We start from the raw sequence: 16,327 nt of genomic DNA on the forward strand, positions 1-16,327 counted from the left end.
ACCACATAGTCGTGGGCGTTTTTGTATACGGAGTCACTCTACTTTTTCAGACCTAGAGTACCACCAACACGTTTTGCTGCTGGCTTATTTGGTCGGTTTGACTCTTGGTGGCGATTAGTTGGCTTGCCACGGCCTGCGCGATTGCGATCTGAACTCTTGTTGTCTGAGTTAGAGCGCTCTGAACGAGAATTCGATTTCCAATTCTCTGTGTTGCCTTTGCTTTGGCCTTTGTTTTCGCTATTCGATGAATTACGACCACGCTTTGAATTCGGCGCATGACGGAATTCATCCGCGTTATTACCACGGTAAGTACGAGTGCGATTCTCTTTTTGATTACGTCGAGCGGTAGAAGCTTGGTTCTCTTCACGGCTATCAAACAGCTTAGCATCTGTCGCCTTGCGGATACGTTGGCCCTTAGCATTAATTTTAGATGCGTCTTCAGTACTAACAGAACCTTCACACATCGCTAGAATTTCTGCGATCTCTTCTTCGCTCAAGTAACGCCACTTGCCATTAGGGATACCGTCCAAAGAGATGTTCATGATACGAACACGACGCAGTTTGAAAACTTCATAACCCAGCGCTTCACACATACGACGAATCTGACGGTTCAGACCTTGCGTTAATGTGATTCGGAATGAGAACTTAGTTTCTTTCTCAACTTTACATGGCAATGTCACCGTATCCAGAATCGGTACACCCGCTGCCATTTTCTGTAAGAATTCACCGGTGATTGGTTTATCGACACGAACCACATACTCTTTTTCGTGGTTGTTACCAGCACGAAGAATCTTATTTACGATGTCACCGTCGTTTGTTAAGAAGATCAAACCATCAGATGGTTTATCCAAACGGCCAATCGGGAAGATGCGCTTATGGTGACCGATGAAATCGACGATGTTTCCGGGAATATCACGTTCGGTGGTGCAGGTAATGCCTGTCGGCTTATTCAAAGCGATATAGATTGGCTTCTCTTTCGAGCGAACCGGTTTGTTGTCGATCTCAACATCATCACCTGGCATTACTTTGGTACCCATTTCTGGGATTTTGCCATTAATAGTAACTCGACCTGCATCAATCAGTTTGTCGGCTTCGCGGCGTGAGCAAAAACCTGTTTCACTGATGTATTTGTTAAGGCGTTTAGCTTGGTGTTCTTGTGACATGATATTCTCTTAGCATTTCACAACGGAAATATAGGGAAACAAAAAAGCAACTACAGAGCAGTTGCTTTACGTTTGAATTCGTTAACTGACAACAATTTTAGCATTTGGTTTGAGTCTAGGCACTAAATATCGATCTTGGGGTGAAAGCTTTATCCAGAATCTCAATGATCAGTTAGTACGTTTCTGATGACGTTCTCTGTTTTCTAACTTTTTCTCGTTGCTCTTTCTGAGCATGACATACACAGCTCCGGTACCACCGTGAAATTGCTGTGCTGAGTGTACACATTGTACATCGTTGATCTGAGTCAGCCAGTTAGTCAGGTAGCTTTTCATCATCGCTGGTGGATTTGAACGTTCTCCTTTCCCATGAACGATAATGACAGTGCGAACATCCATTCTTAAGCATTGGCGTAAAAATGACAGCACTTCGTTGCGAGCATCTTTCAGCGTTTTTCTATGGAGATCGAGTTTCGCCTGAATGGGATACTTACCAAGGCGCAGTTTTTTATATACGCCTTCCTGAACACCATCCTTCTTATAAGCAATAACGTCGTCTGGCTTAACCATCGGAGAATAATCGAGTGATAGGTAATCTTTCTCATCATCAGAGAGCCACATAGCAGCTTCACGTTTAGCAAGCTGAGACTCTGTAACGCGATGTACTTTCTGGTGTTCTGCGGTGTCATGGTCGATACGTTTAACATCGCCCATCATTTGTTGGAATAGATCTAAATCGTCATCATGAGACATAGTGTGTATCTCAAGTTGGGAATAATAGAGTAAGTATACCTAAGTTGGGGTAGGGTTTAAAAATGAAAAAAACCGGAGGAGACAAGAGAAGTCAGCTCCGGTGCAAAGCGTTTTCATATTTACCTGTAGTAATGAGGCTTTAGGCAAATGATTCAAGCTGAGCGACTCTAGTGAGGAGATTTGTCTGTCATAACTTTGTAGATGAAGAAGCCTCCATAAAACATCATGAGACCCAGAGCCCCGAAGATTACTATCATTGAAGATAGTCCCACTGCATTACCAAATAGGAGATCTAGCCAAAAGTCCATGTGTATACCTCAAAGTTATATGACATGGGTTAGTGTATTAATTGGCATTCTCAATTCACTGATCTGGATCAATCCTGTTGCATAAGTTAAATACTTGTTGGTAACTATGTGTTTTTCGTCACATTGAGCTTGTTATTGTATGTCTTTTGCTCGAACGATTCAAAATCGCAATAAATATCATAAAAAGTCCTTGCGGATAAACTCAGAATCCGTATTATACGCTCCATCGACAGGCAATGAGCCAGTTAGATTTCTCGGTGAATAGCGCAGCTTGGTAGCGCATCTGGTTTGGGACCAGAGGGTCGGGGGTTCGAATCCCTCTTCACCGACCATATTAAAGAAAGCCGTAGCAGAGATGCTACGGCTTTTTCGCATTTGAATGTTCTGTTTCGGAGCTAATGGGTGGGGGTGGTACGCCAGTCCGATGAAATGCCAGTCCAATCGAATTCCTCTTCACTGACCACTTTTAGAAAGCCTGCTCAATGAGCAGGCTTTGGTCGTTTGGGGATGTTGGAAATAGGATTAAAACCCAGGCAGGGTTCGTCTGATGTTTTAAAATAAGCTCTTCACCGATTACACATTGAAGAAAGCCGTAGCACTTTTTGTAATAGAAAGGGCTACAGCCAAAATGAACCAGTGAATATCGCCGGAATGTCTGCGATAGATGTGGCAGTTATTCATTTAATCATTAAAGGAATGAAACGTGGTATGTGGTCGCCTGGTGACCCTAATGCGATGCAAAACCCAATCATTGCTCGTTATTCTGAAGCGAGCACTGACATGCTTTAAATAACCGAGTAAGCAGCAAAATAGGGCTATGCGGAAAATGGATCTTACCCGTAGCCCTGTTTTCTATCTGCCAGTAAGCTGATTATTTGACGTCACAAGTAATGTCTTTGATCGGTGTCTCTGAAGTAACAAAACAAACATAAGCTTCTGCTGGGTTATTTGGGCCTATTCGAATGTAACCCGCCTTTACCTCGTCTTCATTAAACGAAGCCGAACTAGAGTTTCCAGTTTGGTTATCGTAAAAGCTGGCTTCAAAATTCCCATTCATTTGGCTGGCGATGCGGTTTCTCGTTGTTGATGTTGTGAATGTAACCGTCGCACATCGCATTGGCGGCTTCTCTGTTATGAGAAATTGCCCACTTTCTTTATCTATCACGCCACCCTTTGTATCTGGTTGAATGTCGACAGCTTGAAATTGTTCTACCGTACAAGTTTCTTTGGCTGACACTACAGTCGGCATAAGGACAGCAAAGGCTAAAGGAAAAGCGAAAAGTACTGGTTTCATTAGAACAACACCATTTATAAAAAGAGCGAAAGATTATAGCACCACTATAGGATTGCTGAATGTAAAATGTCTGTGATTAAGGAAACGCTTCTATAATGAAAAAGTCATGGCATCAACAATAGCTAGTGATCTTCAAACTGACATTGTGCTTTTCGGCTCTGTGATTGTTGATTAACTACAAAGCCTTTCTTTTCTAGCAGTTCTAACAGGTTGTTTTCCCCTATCAGGTGTAAAGTGCCGACGACCAATAAGTAATGTCCTTTCGTATCGAGTTTCCATTCATTGGCAGATAGCTTGGTTGCCCAGTCTACGTTGCGATCCGTTAGGAATGCTTTCTCAAGCTCGGTGGGCATTTCAGACAACTGAGCAAAATCCTCAAGCTTGGACTCATCGCCCGCTTTCCAGCTTTCAATAAGGCAATGCACGACACGATCCGTTTGGTCAAATTCTTCAAGGCTAGTCAACAACCACTCTTTACCTGAATCTTTTTGTCCGGCGATTAGATCTATTTGAAATTGGAGTGGCTCTAAGCTGATAACTGGAACGTCTTGTATGGTTGCCTTATACGCTAACGTTGCGTCTACACCGCTCGCCGAGCCATAGCCAAGATTCTTTAACTGTTGCATTTGTATCAATAGAGATGTCGCCCAAGGTGGAGAGCTCAATAGTTGCTGAGTCGGCATACCTAAAGATTTTGAAATGCTTTTTAGTAACTGCTTTTGTTCAACGCTGAGCACATCAGCGGTGGTGACTGTTGTAGCCGGGTATACGACACCTTCGGATTTCCTGATATCCGTTTCGATGATTAGGCCATCGCTCTCTTTTAGCGTGTCGGTAATCTGCGTGGGAAGTGGATACATGCTTTCATCCCCAACGTGTAAAGAACCTAAAATCGTTAAGGTCAGATCATCTTTTTTGGCTTGCCAATACAGAGGTTCTGCTAAACCTTGCTCAGTCGTAAAGGTAAGAGCGAGTAACGTTAAGTATAAGAATGTGCGCAAAGAGAGCTCCTAGAGGAAGACGTAACTCGTTAAAAATGATTTTGACGGAGTTTTTTAACGGTTTTTTTTTAGAACAATGTCACGTTGTTTGTACGAAAAGTATAACAATACGCTGAAACTCTAAATCCTTTCTGGCTATCAATGACACGATTTTATGAAATCGGTAAAAAAGATTGTGATTCATTTCTCAAATTTTACGTCAAAATTAAAATGACGGAAGTGCCGTTGATTATAAGTGTATGATTTAAATGCAAATAATATGATCAGTATTTTTGGAATTTGAAGCCGATCACTTTATTAACTCAATTTAATTCACGGTAAAAAATAAGCCCGTATAGTTTATCTAACTTTCGAAGCGCTCCATTTTGCTTCTTACTCAATTTTTAATTTATGGGTGAATACGATGTTGAAGAGAAACTTACTATCTGTCGCGGTATTGGCTGGACTAACGGGTTGTGCAGTAACACAAGCACCAGAACAAAAAGTAGTGAATGCACTGGCCGACAATCTTGATGTTCAGTACGAAATTCTAACTAACCATGGTGCGAATGAAGGCTTAGCTTGTCAGGACCTCGGTGCTGAATGGGCGTCATGTAACAAAGTAAACATGACACTAACTAATGAAGGCGAAGCGGTTGATTCGAAAGATTGGAGCATCTACTTCCATAGTATTCGTCTTATTTTAGATGTTGATAATGAGCAATTTAAGATCACTCGTGTCACTGGCGACCTTCACAAGCTAGAGCCTACTGAAAAATTCGACGGCTTTGCGGCTGGTGAAGAAGTGGTTCTTCCGTTAACCAGTGAATATTGGCAACTGTTTGAAACTGACTTTATGCCAGGGGCATTTGTGACTGCGCCAAACGCAGAACCTAAGATGATTGCATCACTGAATAAAGAAGATGTTGCATCGTTCGTAACTGGTCTAGAAGGTAATAACCTTAAGCGTACGCCTGATGATAACAACGTAATGGCAACAGCGGTGACACGTTTTGAAAAGAATGCTGATCTAGCAACTCAAGATGTATCAAAAACGCTATTGCCAACACCAATGTCGGTGGAAGTGGGTGAAGGTTCAGTGAGCATTGCTGGTGGTATTGCTTTACCAAAAGGCGCATTCGACGCTGATCAGCTCGCAGCAATTGAAGAACGTGCAGTTGTGGTAAACGTAGATGTGAGTGGTGACCTTCCTGTAAGTGTTGCCGTTGTTCCTACTCAGTTTACGGGTGATTTAGCAAAATCTGGCGCTTATGAACTAAGCATCTCGGAAGAGGGGATTGCGATTAAAGCCTTTGATAAAACGGGTGCTTTCTACGCAGTTCAGTCTATTTTTGGCCTAATAGACAGTCAGAACGCTAAATCATTACCACAACTGTCAATTAAAGATGCACCGCGCTTTGATTACCGTGGTGTGATGGTGGACGTTGCTCGAAACTTCCACTCAAAAGATGCCATCCTAGCAACGCTAGATCAAATGGCGGCATACAAGATGAATAAGCTGCACCTTCACCTAACGGATGATGAAGGTTGGCGTTTAGAAATCCCAGGTCTACCAGAGCTAACGGATGTAGGGTCTAATCGTTGTTTTGATTTGGATGAACAAAGCTGCTTACTGCCTCAGCTAGGTTCTGGTTCAACAACAGACAACTTTGGCTCTGGTTTCTTTAGTAAAGCGGATTACGTCGAGATCCTAAGTTACGCTAAAGCGCGAAGCATCGAAGTTATCCCTGAAATTGATATGCCAGCACACGCTCGTTCAGCTGTGGTATCAATGGAAGCGCGTTACACTCGTCTAATGGCGGAAGGTAAAGAAGCAGAAGCGAACGAATACCGCTTGATGGACCCACAAGATACATCGAACGTTACCACGGTTCAGTTCTACGATAAGCAAAGCTTCATTAACCCATGTATGGGGTCATCAACTCACTTCGTCGATAAAGTAATCTCTGAAGTGGCAGCTATGCACCAAGAAGCGGGCGTTCCGCTAACGACTTGGCACTTTGGCGGCGATGAAGCGAAAAACATCAAGTTAGGCGCAGGCTTACAAGACATCAATGCGGAAGACAAAGTGGCTTGGAAAGGTAACATCGCTCTGTCTAAGCAAGATAAGCCGTTCCAACAATCGCCACAATGTCAGTCATTGATCGCTGATGGGACTGTAAGCGACTTCGGTCATCTACCAAGCCACTTCGCAGAACAGGTTTCTAAGATTGTTGCTGATAAGGGTATTCCACACTTCCAGGCGTGGCAAGATGGTCTGAAATACAGTGAAGGTCAAGATGCATTTGCGACCGAAAGTACACGCGTGAACTTCTGGGACGTTCTTTACTGGGGCGGCACTTCATCAGTATACGACTGGTCAGCTAAAGGTTATGACGTGATTGTTTCTAACCCAGATTACGTATATATGGATATGCCTTACGAAGTCGATGCTGCAGAGCGTGGTTACTACTGGGCAACGCGTGCAACCGATACTCGTAAGATGTTTGGATTCGCACCAGAAAACATGCCACAAAACGCAGAAACATCATTAGATCGTGATGGTAATGGTTTCTCAGGTAAAGGTGAGGTTGAAGCGAAACCTTTCTATGGTCTGTCAGCTCAACTTTGGTCTGAAACAGTACGTACTGACGAGCAATATGAATACATGGTGTTCCCTCGCGTACTAGCAGCAGCAGAGCGCGCATGGCACCGAGCAGATTGGGAAAACGACTACGAGGTTGGCGTTGAATACTCTCAAGGAACTAACCTAGTGAATAAGCAAGCGCTAAACAGCGACTTCAATCGCTTCGCCAATGTCGTGGGTCAACGTGAGTTGGCTAAGCTAGAAAAAGCAGGCATTGACTACCGACTACCAGTTCCAGGTGCGAAGGTTGTTGACGGTAAGCTAGCGATGAACGTTCAATTTCCTGGTGTAGAGCTTCAATACTCAGCAGATGGTGAAAACTGGCTAACGTATGATGAGCAGCAACGTCCATCGGTCTCTGGTGAAACTTACATCCGCTCTATTTCAGAAAGTGGTGAGAAAGCAAGTCGAGTTATTTCACTGAAATAATCAATAAGCACGGCAAACAGAAAGCTCTCGTTTCATCCTATTCAAGATAATACGGGAGCTTTCTCAGGATTTATTTCTCTCTTAGTGCGCCAGTACTTTAGTTGCCTTTGTAATGACGGTACTCAAACACCTGACCTTTATCATTAAACGCGTACACTGAGTACTCGTCTTTCTTATCGCCATATTCCATACCCGGTGAGCCCATAGGCATCCCCGGAACTGCCAAACCAATCGCATTGCGTGGTGGGTTTTCTAAAAAGGCTTTCACGTCTTCTGCTGGGATGTGTCCTTCAAATACGTAACCATCAATCTCTGCCGTGTGGCAAGATGCCAGCTCAGGTGTAACCCCTAGCTTTTGTTTGATTGGGATCATATCATCGTGGAGTTTCTCTGTTACATCGAAACCAGCATCACGCATGTGTTCTGTCCATTCTGTACAGCAGCCGCAGTATGGTGATTTATGGTTCAGAATATCAGTTGCGAGAGCTTGTCCTGAAATCGCAGCGAGTGCAGTAAGAGTCATAATTTTACGAATCATGGCTAACCTCATGAATATGGTTATTGTTGGTATTAGAGTGGGTCGGTTTGAACAGTCTCAGTCTATTGGCATTACTTACCACAGTAATGGATGACATCGCCATTGCTGCGCCTGCCAGCACAGGGCTGAGTAGAAATCCGAAAAACGGGTAGAGCACACCAGCCGCGATAGGAATGCCCAGCGAGTTGTAGATGAAAGCACCAAAGAGGTTTTGCTTCATGTTTCTCACCGTTGCTTGGGACAGTTCTATCGCATTACTAACAGAGAGGGGGGACGAGTTGAGGAGCGTCATTTGTGCACTCTCGATCGCCACATCACTGCCACTGCCCATTGCAATACCTATATCGGCCTGAGCCAGTGCTGGAGCGTCGTTTATACCGTCTCCAACCATTGCTACACTCTTATATTGTTGTTGAAGCTGAACAATATGTTGCGCTTTCTGCTCTGGAAGCACTTCAGAGGTAACCTCATCGATACCGACGCTTTTGCCAATCGCTTGAGCAACCGAGTCGTTGTCGCCAGTGAGTAGCACTGTGTGAATTCCGGCGGATTTTAGTTGAGCAATAGCTTGTTTACTATCTATTTTTAACGCGTCTGAAATGCCAAAGATGCCTTCCATTTTTTGGTCGATGACGACGAAGATTGGCGTCCATGTTTGTTTACGGCAAAGTTCAATAAAGTCACTACCTATTTGAGTATCAATACCGAGTTGGGTGAGGTATTTCAGAGAGCCGACTTGAACGTCTTTTCCGCTAATGTTGGCTTGCACGCCAAGGCCTCGGCGGTTTTCAAAGTCGCTGTGTGGGAGTGCTGAAACTCCTAAGTTCTCGGCATACTGGCAAACGGCTTTGGCAAGCGGGTGCTCTGAACCAACTTCAACCGAATAGGCGTAAGCCAGCAGTTCTTGTTCTGATAGGTTGTGATAAAAAGCCTGTTGAACGCTTGGTTTACCTTGGGTTAGGGTACCCGTTTTATCAAATACCACAGCATCGATTTTGCTGGCTGACTGCAACACATCCGCATCTTTGATTAGAATGCCAAACTCTGCAGCTTTGCCGACACCGACTGTAATAGAGAGTGGCGTCGCAAGGCCTAGAGCACACGGACAAGCGATGATCAGCACAGTCGTTGAGACGACAAGCATGTAACTCGCACTTGGTTGTGGGCCAACAAAAAACCACACTAGGGCAGCAACGGCTGCGATCGCGACAACAACAGGAACGAAAACAGCAGAGATAGAGTCGGCAAGCTTGGCAATTGCAGGTTTACTGCTTTGTGCTTGGCGAACCATCTGGATGATGCGAGCCAACATAGTGCTTGAGCCAATTCCTGTCGCTTCAATAATTAAGCTACCATCACCATTGATGGTACCTGCTGAAACACTATCATTAACTGATTTTACGTTGGGAAGCGGCTCACCAGTTAGCATGGATTCATCGATGTAAGATTCACCTGATACCACAACACCATCAACCGGCACTTTCTCACCCGGTTTGACGCGTATCTGCATACCCACTTGGATAGCCTCTACAGCAATGAGCTGCTCTTTGCCATCGACGATAACCATCGCTTTTTGAGGCTGTAAATTAATCAGTGCCTGTAGCGACTTTGTCGTGCGAGCTTTGGCTTTGGCTTCGATATAATGACCCAAAGAAATAAGGCCAATGATCATCGCACTCGCCTCAAAGTAGACATAGCGAGAGGCTTCAGGGAACCATGATGGAATGAGCACAACCAACATTGAGTAGAACCATGCTGCACCTGTACCCAAAGCTACTAGCGTGTCCATTGTCGCGCGTTTATGCATCAAGGATTGCCATGCGTTAGTGAAGAAGCTCCGCCCAGAGGTGGCTAGTAGCACTAGGCAGATCACACCAATGAATCCCCAAGCCAGTTGTTCATTATGTGTTGCAATGGTCATGCTGCCACCGAAGACGCCCCATGCCATTAATGGTCCGCCAAGTAGTAGCGCACTCACTGAGTTTTTCAGGAAGGTTTGTTGAGTGCGAAGTTGTTGCTCTTGCTGTTTTTGTTGTTGTGTTGCCGCATCATCAACAAACTCAGCGCCATACCCCGCGGCTTTCACCGATTCGATGAGCTTGTTTTCAATAAGATCACGTGTTTTTGAGGTGAAAACCAAGGCCGTTTGCTCGGCAAGGTTGATCTGAGCTTGATCGACGAACTCGTTCTTTATCAGTGCTTTTTCGACTGAAGAAACGCAACTCGCGCACGTCATCCCCTTAAGAACAAGATGATAAGTATATTGACTTGCAACGGGTTCAGTTAACGTTGTTTTTGTAGGTGCTGGTTCTTTATCTTCTTCTAAATCTGAACTTGATGACTGGTCACGAGATTCAGCGTAGGGGGTAGCGTGATAACCGACACTTTCGACTAGCTCAATAATCTCAGATTCAGAAAGCAGGGTAACCAGTGATAATTCCTGTTTGCTGACTTCTAGGTTTGAGGCTTGCTCAGTTTGTTCAAGTGCTTGAGTCAGTTTACTCACGCACTTGCCACATCTGAGGCCGGATAGTGAAAGGTGCAGCTTGTTACCCATGCTGTAGCCAAGTGTCGCTAACTGTTCATCGAGTTGAACGTAACTAAATGGAGTCGAAATATCGATATAGGTCGGCGATATATCATTAATCGTCGTATTGTCGAGGTCGCCAAACAGTGTGCGGACCTTCTTCGCACATCCCATGCAGTATAGGCCGTTGAGCGCGGTTATATAGTGGTTCATATCGATACTCCAATTCTCATCTACGCCTAACATAAACCTTCCCGTAAGGGTAAGGTCAAACATAAATTCAAGAATTTGATCTTGGTGGAGTGCTAGCTGGTGGTTTTAGTCTGGAATGGAATAGGGAAATTAATAATGTACGACTAGAATCTACCAGTTAAAGCTATAGATTTACGATCTTTAAGGGCGTAATTGCTCTTTCAATAACGGCTTTCGTACAACAACAGCACATTAATCATTCACTACTGATTGTAGATTTAAGCGGTGGTGATAAAATAGCGCCCAAAATTTAGTGATGGTTGACTATTGCAAGCCTTGTAATAGGCTCCACTAAAAGAATCACCTACATAATCAAGGTATTTAAATGACGGTTAAAACTCGTTTTGCTCCTAGCCCAACTGGCTATCTTCACGTTGGTGGTGCACGTACTGCACTTTACTCTTGGCTATTCGCTAAAAACCAAGGCGGTGAATTCGTTCTACGTATCGAAGACACAGACCTTGAGCGTAACTCTCAAGAAGCGGTTGATGCAATTCTAGAAGGCATGCAATGGATGGGTATGGAATGGGACGAAGGTCCTTATTACCAATCTAAGCGTTTTGACCGTTACAACGAAATGGTTGATAAGCTTCTAGCTGAAGACAAAGCATACAAATGCTACGCGTCTAAAGAGCTGCTTGATGAAATTCGTGCAGAGCAAGAAGCAAACAAAGAGATGGCTCGTTACGATGCGAACCACCCTAAAATTATTGCAGCTAACGAAGCGGCACAAGAAGGCGATGCGTGCGTTATCCGTTTCCGCAACCCTAAACAAGGCAGTGTAGTCTTTGATGACCAAATTCGTGGTCGTATTGAAATTTCTAACAGCCAACTTGATGACCTAATCATTCGTCGTACAGACGGTGCTCCTACTTACAACTTCGTAGTAGTCGTGGATGACTGGGACATGGGCATCACGCACGTTGTTCGTGGTGAAGACCACATCAACAACACACCTCGTCAAATCAACATCTACGAAGCATTAGGCGCGCCAGTTCCAACTTTCGCTCACTGTGCAATGATCCTAGGTGATGACGGTGCGAAACTGTCTAAGCGTCACGGCGCTGTATCAGTAATGCAATACCGCGACGAAGGTTACCTACCTAACGCACTAAACAACTACCTTGTTCGTTTAGGTTGGTCTCACGGTGACCAAGAGATCTTCTCTCAAGAAGAGATGATTGAGTTTTTCAGCCTGAACGCAATCAGCAAGTCTGCATCTGCATTCAACACTGAAAAGCTACTTTGGTTGAACAACCATTACATCAAAACTTCTGAGCCTGAGTACGTTGCAAAATACCTGCAATGGCATCTAGATGCACAGAAGATCGATACAACAAACGGCCCAGCTATCACTGAAGTGATCAAGCTAGTAGGCGAGCGTTGTAATACGCTTATCGAACTTGCTGAGCAATCTCGTTACTTCTACGAAGACTTCTCTGAGTTTGAAGCTGGCGCTGCCAAGAAGCACCTACGTGGTGTTGCTAAAGGCCCATTAGAGCTTGCTCTTGCTAAGGTTGAAGCACTCGAAGAGTTCACAACGGCAAACATCAAAGACGGTGTGATTGCAGCAGTATGTGAAGAGCTAGAGATCGGCATGGGTAAAATCGGTATGCCACTTCGCGTAGCAGTAACAGGCGGCGGCCAGTCTCCTTCTGTTGATGCAGTGATGGAGCTTGTTGGTAAAGAGCGCGTAATAGCTCGCATCAAGATGGCTCTTGAGTTCATCACAGAGCGTGAAGCTAACGCTTAATTGAGCGATTGCTAGATTCAAAAAAGGGTCAGTAACTTGGTTACTGGCCCTTTTTATTTGTTTGGAGTTTTATCTAGCTAAGCTTAGATTTTCTTGAAGATGATAGAAGTATTGATACCACCAAAGGCAAAGTTATTGCTCATCAGATATTCAACATCCAGTTCGCGACCTGAGCCCGTGATGTAATCGAGTTTGCCGCACTGTTCATCGATATTCTCTAGGTTTAGGGTTGGGCAGAACCAACCACTGTGCATCATCTCAAGGCTTAACCATGCTTCAATTGCACCACATGCGCCAAGCGTATGCCCAAAGTAACTCTTAAGAGAGCTAATAGGCACTTCACCAAAGATATTCGCTGTTGCATTACTCTCTGCAATGTCGCCTTTTTCAGTCGCAGTACCGTGAGCAGAAACATAGCCAATCTTTTCAGCTGGAAGTTGTGCGTCTCTCAATGCTTTTTCCATACAGATTTGCATGGTTTCCATTTGAGGTTGAGTGACGTGAGCAGCATCGCAGTTGCTAGCGAAACCAATGATTTCGGCATAGATTTTTGCGCCGCGAGCGACTGCATGTTCGTATTCTTCAAGGATTAGGGTTCCAGCGCCTTCGCCGATAACTAAGCCATCACGCTCGCTGTCGTACGGGCTAGGAGATTTCTTGGGTGTGTCGTTTTTTAAACTGGTGGCGAAAAGGGTATCGAAAACGGCAGACTCAGTTGGGCATAGCTCTTCACCACCGCCAGCAACCATTACGGTTTGGTAACCATGTTTGATCGCCTCATAGGCATAACCAATGGCTTGGCTCCCTGAAGTGCATGCGCTGCTTGTGGGAATCACGCGGCCACGCAGTCCAAAGAACAAACCTACGTTTACCGCGGCTGTGTGTGGCATCATTTGAACGTAAGTGGTTGCTGTGATTGCTCGTGTCGACTTCTCATTAAGCATCACACCAAATGCACCAATCGCATCGGTACTGCCAGTTGAAGAGCCGTAAGCAATACCCGTTTCGCCATTGGTCAGTACATCATGGCCAATCAAGCCAGCTTGCTCAAGAGCGTTCTCGGTAGCTACGGTTGCTAGGCGGGATACACGACCCATGCCACGAACTTGCTTGCGTTTGTAGTGCTTGGGCAGTTGGAAATCGTCAATCGGCGCAGCGAGTTTGGTGTTGAGGCCATCATACTGCTCAAAGCTTGGCATGTACTGAGTCGCGTTCTCGTACGCTTTTAGTTTTGGTTCGATTTCTTGCCAGTTGTTGCCAAAGGCTGTAACACCTGACATTCCCGTTACGACTACACGGCGGGTCATACTAAACCTCCGTTTACTGAAATCACTTGGCGAGTTACGTAGCCTGCAATATCAGACATTAGGTAGCTCACTAAGCCTGCGACTTCTTCCGGTTCGCCCATGCGGCGTAGTGGAACTTGTGGTAGCGCGTGTTCTTTCACATGTTCATCAACCATACCGGTGTCAATTAAGCCTGGAGCGACACAGTTTACAGTGATCTTGCGTTTTGCGAGTTCTAGAGCAAGAGACTTAGTCGCACCAATCACACCCCCTTTTGCTGCTGCATAGTTAGTTTGACCACGGTTCCCCATAATGCCTGATACAGACGCTAGAGTGACGATACGGCCACCTTTACGCTTTTGAACCATAGGCATGACACAAGGGTGAAGTACGTTGTAGAAGCTATCTAGGTTGGTATGGATAACGCCATCCCACTCTTCTTCTGTCATTGCAGGGAATGCAGTGTCGCGAGTAATGCCTGCGTTGTTTACTACGCCGTAGTAAGCGCCATGCTCAGAAATATCAGACTCTAGCTTTTCACGACATTCGCTGCGGTTGCTGATATCAAATTGGATAAGACGTCCAGCGCCACCTTGCTCGGTGATCGATTGTAGAGTTTCTTCAGCACCTTGCTTGTCACCCATGTAATGAACGGCGATTTCAAATCCGTCTTTCGCGAGTTGAATAGCGATTGCTTTACCAATGCCTTTGCTGGCACCAGTGACTAAAACCTGACGGGTCATGATGGGCTCCTAGTTTTCATTTCTTGTAATTTTTGCTCGGTTGGCACGTAAACATTGAGTTGGCATTGAGCTACCAACTCGCCTTGCTCTTCGACTCTTGCGGTAAATACGGCCATACCACTGTCTTCCATAAGCTGTTCGGCATAGATATCAAGGGTCTGACCTTGAGTAAACTCATCACACAGCGATTTATAGCGACGAGAGCCAAGCAGGAAACCGATAGGGGGAGTGGTGCCGTTTTTCAGCGCATGGTATCCAGACCACGCCGCTACAGACTGTGCCATAAACTCTATGCCAACATAAGCTGGGACCGTTTGAGATTCGGTATTAAAGAACAGATTATGGTCACCAATATCGACCTGGCAGTGGATCGACAACGCCTCTACGCTGATAGCACGATCGATTAATATCATCGGATCATCGTGAGGGAGAAGTTGGTCTATAGAAGGGATATCAATCATTTACTACACCAAAAATCAGGCTAATGTTGTTACCACCAAAAGCAAAAGAGTTGCTTAAGATGTTCTTTACTTTAAGTTTCTGGGAACAGTTTACCAAATCAACCTCAACATCTTCAGCTTTGTCCTGACATTTTTGTAAGGGAAGCGGTAAGTTGTATTTCAAAATATGCCAAGCAATTGCAGCCTCAATCGCACTTGCTGCGCCTAGAGTATGCCCGGTTAACGGCTTGGTAGAACTTACGGGAACCTTGTTTGCGAAAATACGATGGATGGCTTTACTTTCCATCGAGTCATTGAGAGGCGTTGCTGTACCGTGTGCATTGATATAACCGATGTCTTCTGCATTTAACTGTGCAGAATATAGGGCTTTTTTCATCGCTTGTTCAGCGCCATTTCCTTCAGGGTGAGGCGCTGAAATGTGGTGTGCATCAGAGCTATCACCACAGCCTAATAAGGCAACTTGGGGTGTGTTTTGAGTAGAATGAACACCCTTGATTTTGGTTTTACTGAGTAACATAAATGCGGCTGCTTCACCAATATTGATGCCATCTCGAGATTCGCTAAATGGCTTACAATGTTTGGTTGAAAGGGCTTCAAGACTATGGAAACCATTGAGTGTCAGCTTACATAGCGTATCTACACCACCGACTAATACGGCATCAGCCATGCCTGAGTCTAACAAGCGTTGGGCAGTCAGAAACACGCGGCCGCTGGATGAGCAAGCCGTAGAGATGACATAGTTTGGGCCCGTTAATGCGCAATATTGGCTAATGAACTCAGAAATGTCACCAAGCTCTTGTTTTGAGTAATGGTAACCTTCTGGAAACTCACCGTTTGTCAGTTTTTGTTTGAAGGCCGCTTCACCATCGGAGATCCCAGAGGTGCTGGTGCCTATAACAACAGCAATACGGTCTGCGCCAAATAGTGCCTTGGCAAGTTCGATAGAATCTTTGATTTGGTTGAGAGCTGATAACGCCAGTTGATTGTTGCGAGTGGCATACTTATCGAGAGCGGATGGAACCTTTGGTAGCTCATCTGCGATTTTGCCAACGACAGTGTGTTTGCCGTCGTTCAGCATATCGCTCACTTCAACCATGTTTGGTTTACGTTCGCCTTTTAGGCAGCCATGAATGTCAGTAATACTTGAGCCTAGCGCTGAGTGGAAACCACAGTCTTGGATATAAATAGGCATAGTG

General features: G+C 45.0%; 14 protein-coding genes and 1 tRNA gene. 4 read left to right on the forward strand and 11 right to left on the reverse strand.

Annotation, left to right across the window (positions count from 1 at the left end; all coding sequences use genetic code 11):
• Nucleotides 1–38 precede the first annotated feature (38 nt).
• The 3 genes from rluF to ACTRWI_RS11955 all read right to left on the reverse strand — a co-directional run bounded on the left by rluF (nucleotide 39) and on the right by ACTRWI_RS11955 (nucleotide 2,221).
• Complete coding sequence (gene rluF / locus ACTRWI_RS11945) at nucleotides 39–1,163, reverse strand: 23S rRNA pseudouridine(2604) synthase RluF (RefSeq protein ID WP_499131635.1); 1,125 nt, start codon at nucleotides 1,161–1,163, stop codon at nucleotides 39–41.
• A gap of 168 nt (nucleotides 1,164–1,331) precedes the next feature.
• A complete protein-coding gene (gene smrA, locus ACTRWI_RS11950) occupies nucleotides 1,332–1,913 on the reverse strand; it encodes a DNA endonuclease SmrA (RefSeq protein ID WP_499131636.1) in 582 nt (193 codons plus the stop codon).
• 167 nt (nucleotides 1,914–2,080) lie between these two features.
• Complete coding sequence (locus ACTRWI_RS11955; protein WP_004739790.1) at nucleotides 2,081–2,221, reverse strand: DUF3149 domain-containing protein; 141 nt, start codon at nucleotides 2,219–2,221, stop codon at nucleotides 2,081–2,083.
• Between the two features lie 255 nt (nucleotides 2,222–2,476).
• Here ACTRWI_RS11955 and ACTRWI_RS11960 point away from each other — a divergent pair.
• Together ACTRWI_RS11960 and ACTRWI_RS11965 are read left to right on the forward strand one after the other, a co-directional pair.
• Nucleotides 2,477–2,553 (forward strand) — tRNA-Pro (locus tag ACTRWI_RS11960).
• A 319-nt stretch (nucleotides 2,554–2,872) separates the two neighbouring features.
• Nucleotides 2,873–3,010 (forward strand): hypothetical protein, encoded by a 138-nt coding sequence (locus tag ACTRWI_RS11965; protein WP_499131639.1) that lies wholly within the window; start codon nucleotides 2,873–2,875, stop codon nucleotides 3,008–3,010.
• 82 nt (nucleotides 3,011–3,092) lie between these two features.
• Here the strand turns inward: ACTRWI_RS11965 and ACTRWI_RS11970 are convergent, their stop codons facing one another.
• On the reverse strand, nucleotides 3,093–3,515 hold the full coding sequence (locus tag ACTRWI_RS11970; RefSeq protein WP_499131641.1) for a hypothetical protein: 423 nt from the start codon (nucleotides 3,513–3,515) through the stop codon (nucleotides 3,093–3,095).
• 122 nt (nucleotides 3,516–3,637) lie between these two features.
• Entirely contained in the window at nucleotides 3,638–4,516 is an 879-nt protein-coding gene (locus ACTRWI_RS11975; RefSeq protein ID WP_499131643.1) for a TraB/GumN family protein, read from the reverse strand.
• Nucleotides 4,517–4,919: 403 nt separating this feature from the next.
• Here ACTRWI_RS11975 and ACTRWI_RS11980 point away from each other — a divergent pair, with 403 nt between their 5' ends.
• A complete protein-coding gene (locus ACTRWI_RS11980) occupies nucleotides 4,920–7,571 on the forward strand; it encodes a beta-N-acetylhexosaminidase (RefSeq protein ID WP_499131645.1) in 2,652 nt (883 codons plus the stop codon).
• Nucleotides 7,572–7,668: 97 nt separating this feature from the next.
• Here the strand turns inward: ACTRWI_RS11980 and ACTRWI_RS11985 are convergent, their stop codons facing one another.
• Nucleotides 7,669–8,109: a DUF411 domain-containing protein gene (locus tag ACTRWI_RS11985; RefSeq protein ID WP_499131647.1), complete on the reverse strand. Its 441-nt coding sequence runs from the start codon at nucleotides 8,107–8,109 to the stop codon at nucleotides 7,669–7,671.
• Nucleotides 8,099–10,849 carry a heavy metal translocating P-type ATPase gene (locus ACTRWI_RS11990; protein WP_499131648.1) on the reverse strand — a complete coding sequence of 917 codons (2,751 nt, stop codon included), beginning with the start codon at nucleotides 10,847–10,849 and terminating at the stop codon, nucleotides 8,099–8,101. Before ACTRWI_RS11990 ends, ACTRWI_RS11985 begins: the two co-directional genes overlap by 11 nt.
• A gap of 364 nt (nucleotides 10,850–11,213) precedes the next feature.
• Between ACTRWI_RS11990 and gltX the strand changes: the two genes are divergently transcribed.
• Nucleotides 11,214–12,641, forward strand: coding sequence for a glutamate--tRNA ligase (gltX, locus tag ACTRWI_RS11995; protein WP_499131650.1), 1,428 nt, complete (start codon nucleotides 11,214–11,216; stop codon nucleotides 12,639–12,641).
• Between the two features lie 83 nt (nucleotides 12,642–12,724).
• Here the strand turns inward: gltX and ACTRWI_RS12000 are convergent, their stop codons facing one another.
• From ACTRWI_RS12000 to ACTRWI_RS12015, 4 genes are read right to left on the reverse strand one after another with little or no spacing between them, the layout of a single operon-like run.
• Nucleotides 12,725–13,948 carry a beta-ketoacyl-ACP synthase gene (locus ACTRWI_RS12000; protein ID WP_499131652.1) on the reverse strand — a complete coding sequence of 408 codons (1,224 nt, stop codon included), beginning with the start codon at nucleotides 13,946–13,948 and terminating at the stop codon, nucleotides 12,725–12,727.
• Nucleotides 13,945–14,670: a 3-ketoacyl-ACP reductase FabG2 gene (locus ACTRWI_RS12005; protein WP_499131653.1), complete on the reverse strand. Its 726-nt coding sequence runs from the start codon at nucleotides 14,668–14,670 to the stop codon at nucleotides 13,945–13,947. Before ACTRWI_RS12005 ends, ACTRWI_RS12000 begins: the two co-directional genes overlap by 4 nt.
• Entirely contained in the window at nucleotides 14,667–15,131 is a 465-nt protein-coding gene (locus ACTRWI_RS12010) for a hotdog family protein (RefSeq protein ID WP_499131655.1), read from the reverse strand. Before ACTRWI_RS12010 ends, ACTRWI_RS12005 begins: the two co-directional genes overlap by 4 nt.
• Nucleotides 15,124–16,323: a beta-ketoacyl-[acyl-carrier-protein] synthase family protein gene (locus ACTRWI_RS12015; protein WP_499131656.1), complete on the reverse strand. Its 1,200-nt coding sequence runs from the start codon at nucleotides 16,321–16,323 to the stop codon at nucleotides 15,124–15,126. The genes ACTRWI_RS12010 and ACTRWI_RS12015 overlap by 8 nt, the downstream gene beginning before the upstream one ends.
• Between the last annotated feature and the right edge of the window lie 4 nt (nucleotides 16,324–16,327).

It is taken from the genome of Pseudoalteromonas sp. G5_S1_14_S5 (assembly GCF_054968605.1).

Bases quoted from the DNA above. Each gene is read 5' to 3' on its own strand.
- ACTRWI_RS12005 (WP_499131653.1), bottom strand. From the start codon at position 14,670: ATGACCCGTCAGGTTTTAGTCACTGGTGCCAGCAAAGGCATTGGTAAA.
- ACTRWI_RS12010 (WP_499131655.1), bottom strand. From the start codon at position 15,131: ATGATTGATATCCCTTCTATAGACCAACTTCTCCCTCACGATGATCCG.
- gltX (WP_499131650.1), top strand. From the start codon at position 11,214: ATGACGGTTAAAACTCGTTTTGCTCCTAGCCCAACTGGCTATCTTCAC.
- ACTRWI_RS11985 (WP_499131647.1), bottom strand. From the start codon at position 8,109: ATGATTCGTAAAATTATGACTCTTACTGCACTCGCTGCGATTTCAGGA.
- smrA (WP_499131636.1), bottom strand. From the start codon at position 1,913: ATGTCTCATGATGACGATTTAGATCTATTCCAACAAATGATGGGCGAT.
- ACTRWI_RS11990 (WP_499131648.1), bottom strand. From the start codon at position 10,849: ATGAACCACTATATAACCGCGCTCAACGGCCTATACTGCATGGGATGT.
- ACTRWI_RS11970 (WP_499131641.1), bottom strand. From the start codon at position 3,515: ATGAAACCAGTACTTTTCGCTTTTCCTTTAGCCTTTGCTGTCCTTATG.
- rluF (WP_499131635.1), bottom strand. From the start codon at position 1,163: ATGTCACAAGAACACCAAGCTAAACGCCTTAACAAATACATCAGTGAA.
- ACTRWI_RS11980 (WP_499131645.1), top strand. From the start codon at position 4,920: ATGTTGAAGAGAAACTTACTATCTGTCGCGGTATTGGCTGGACTAACG.
- ACTRWI_RS12015 (WP_499131656.1), bottom strand. From the start codon at position 16,323: ATGCCTATTTATATCCAAGACTGTGGTTTCCACTCAGCGCTAGGCTCA.
- ACTRWI_RS11955 (WP_004739790.1), bottom strand. From the start codon at position 2,221: ATGGACTTTTGGCTAGATCTCCTATTTGGTAATGCAGTGGGACTATCT.
- ACTRWI_RS11965 (WP_499131639.1), top strand. From the start codon at position 2,873: ATGTCTGCGATAGATGTGGCAGTTATTCATTTAATCATTAAAGGAATG.
- ACTRWI_RS12000 (WP_499131652.1), bottom strand. From the start codon at position 13,948: ATGACCCGCCGTGTAGTCGTAACGGGAATGTCAGGTGTTACAGCCTTT.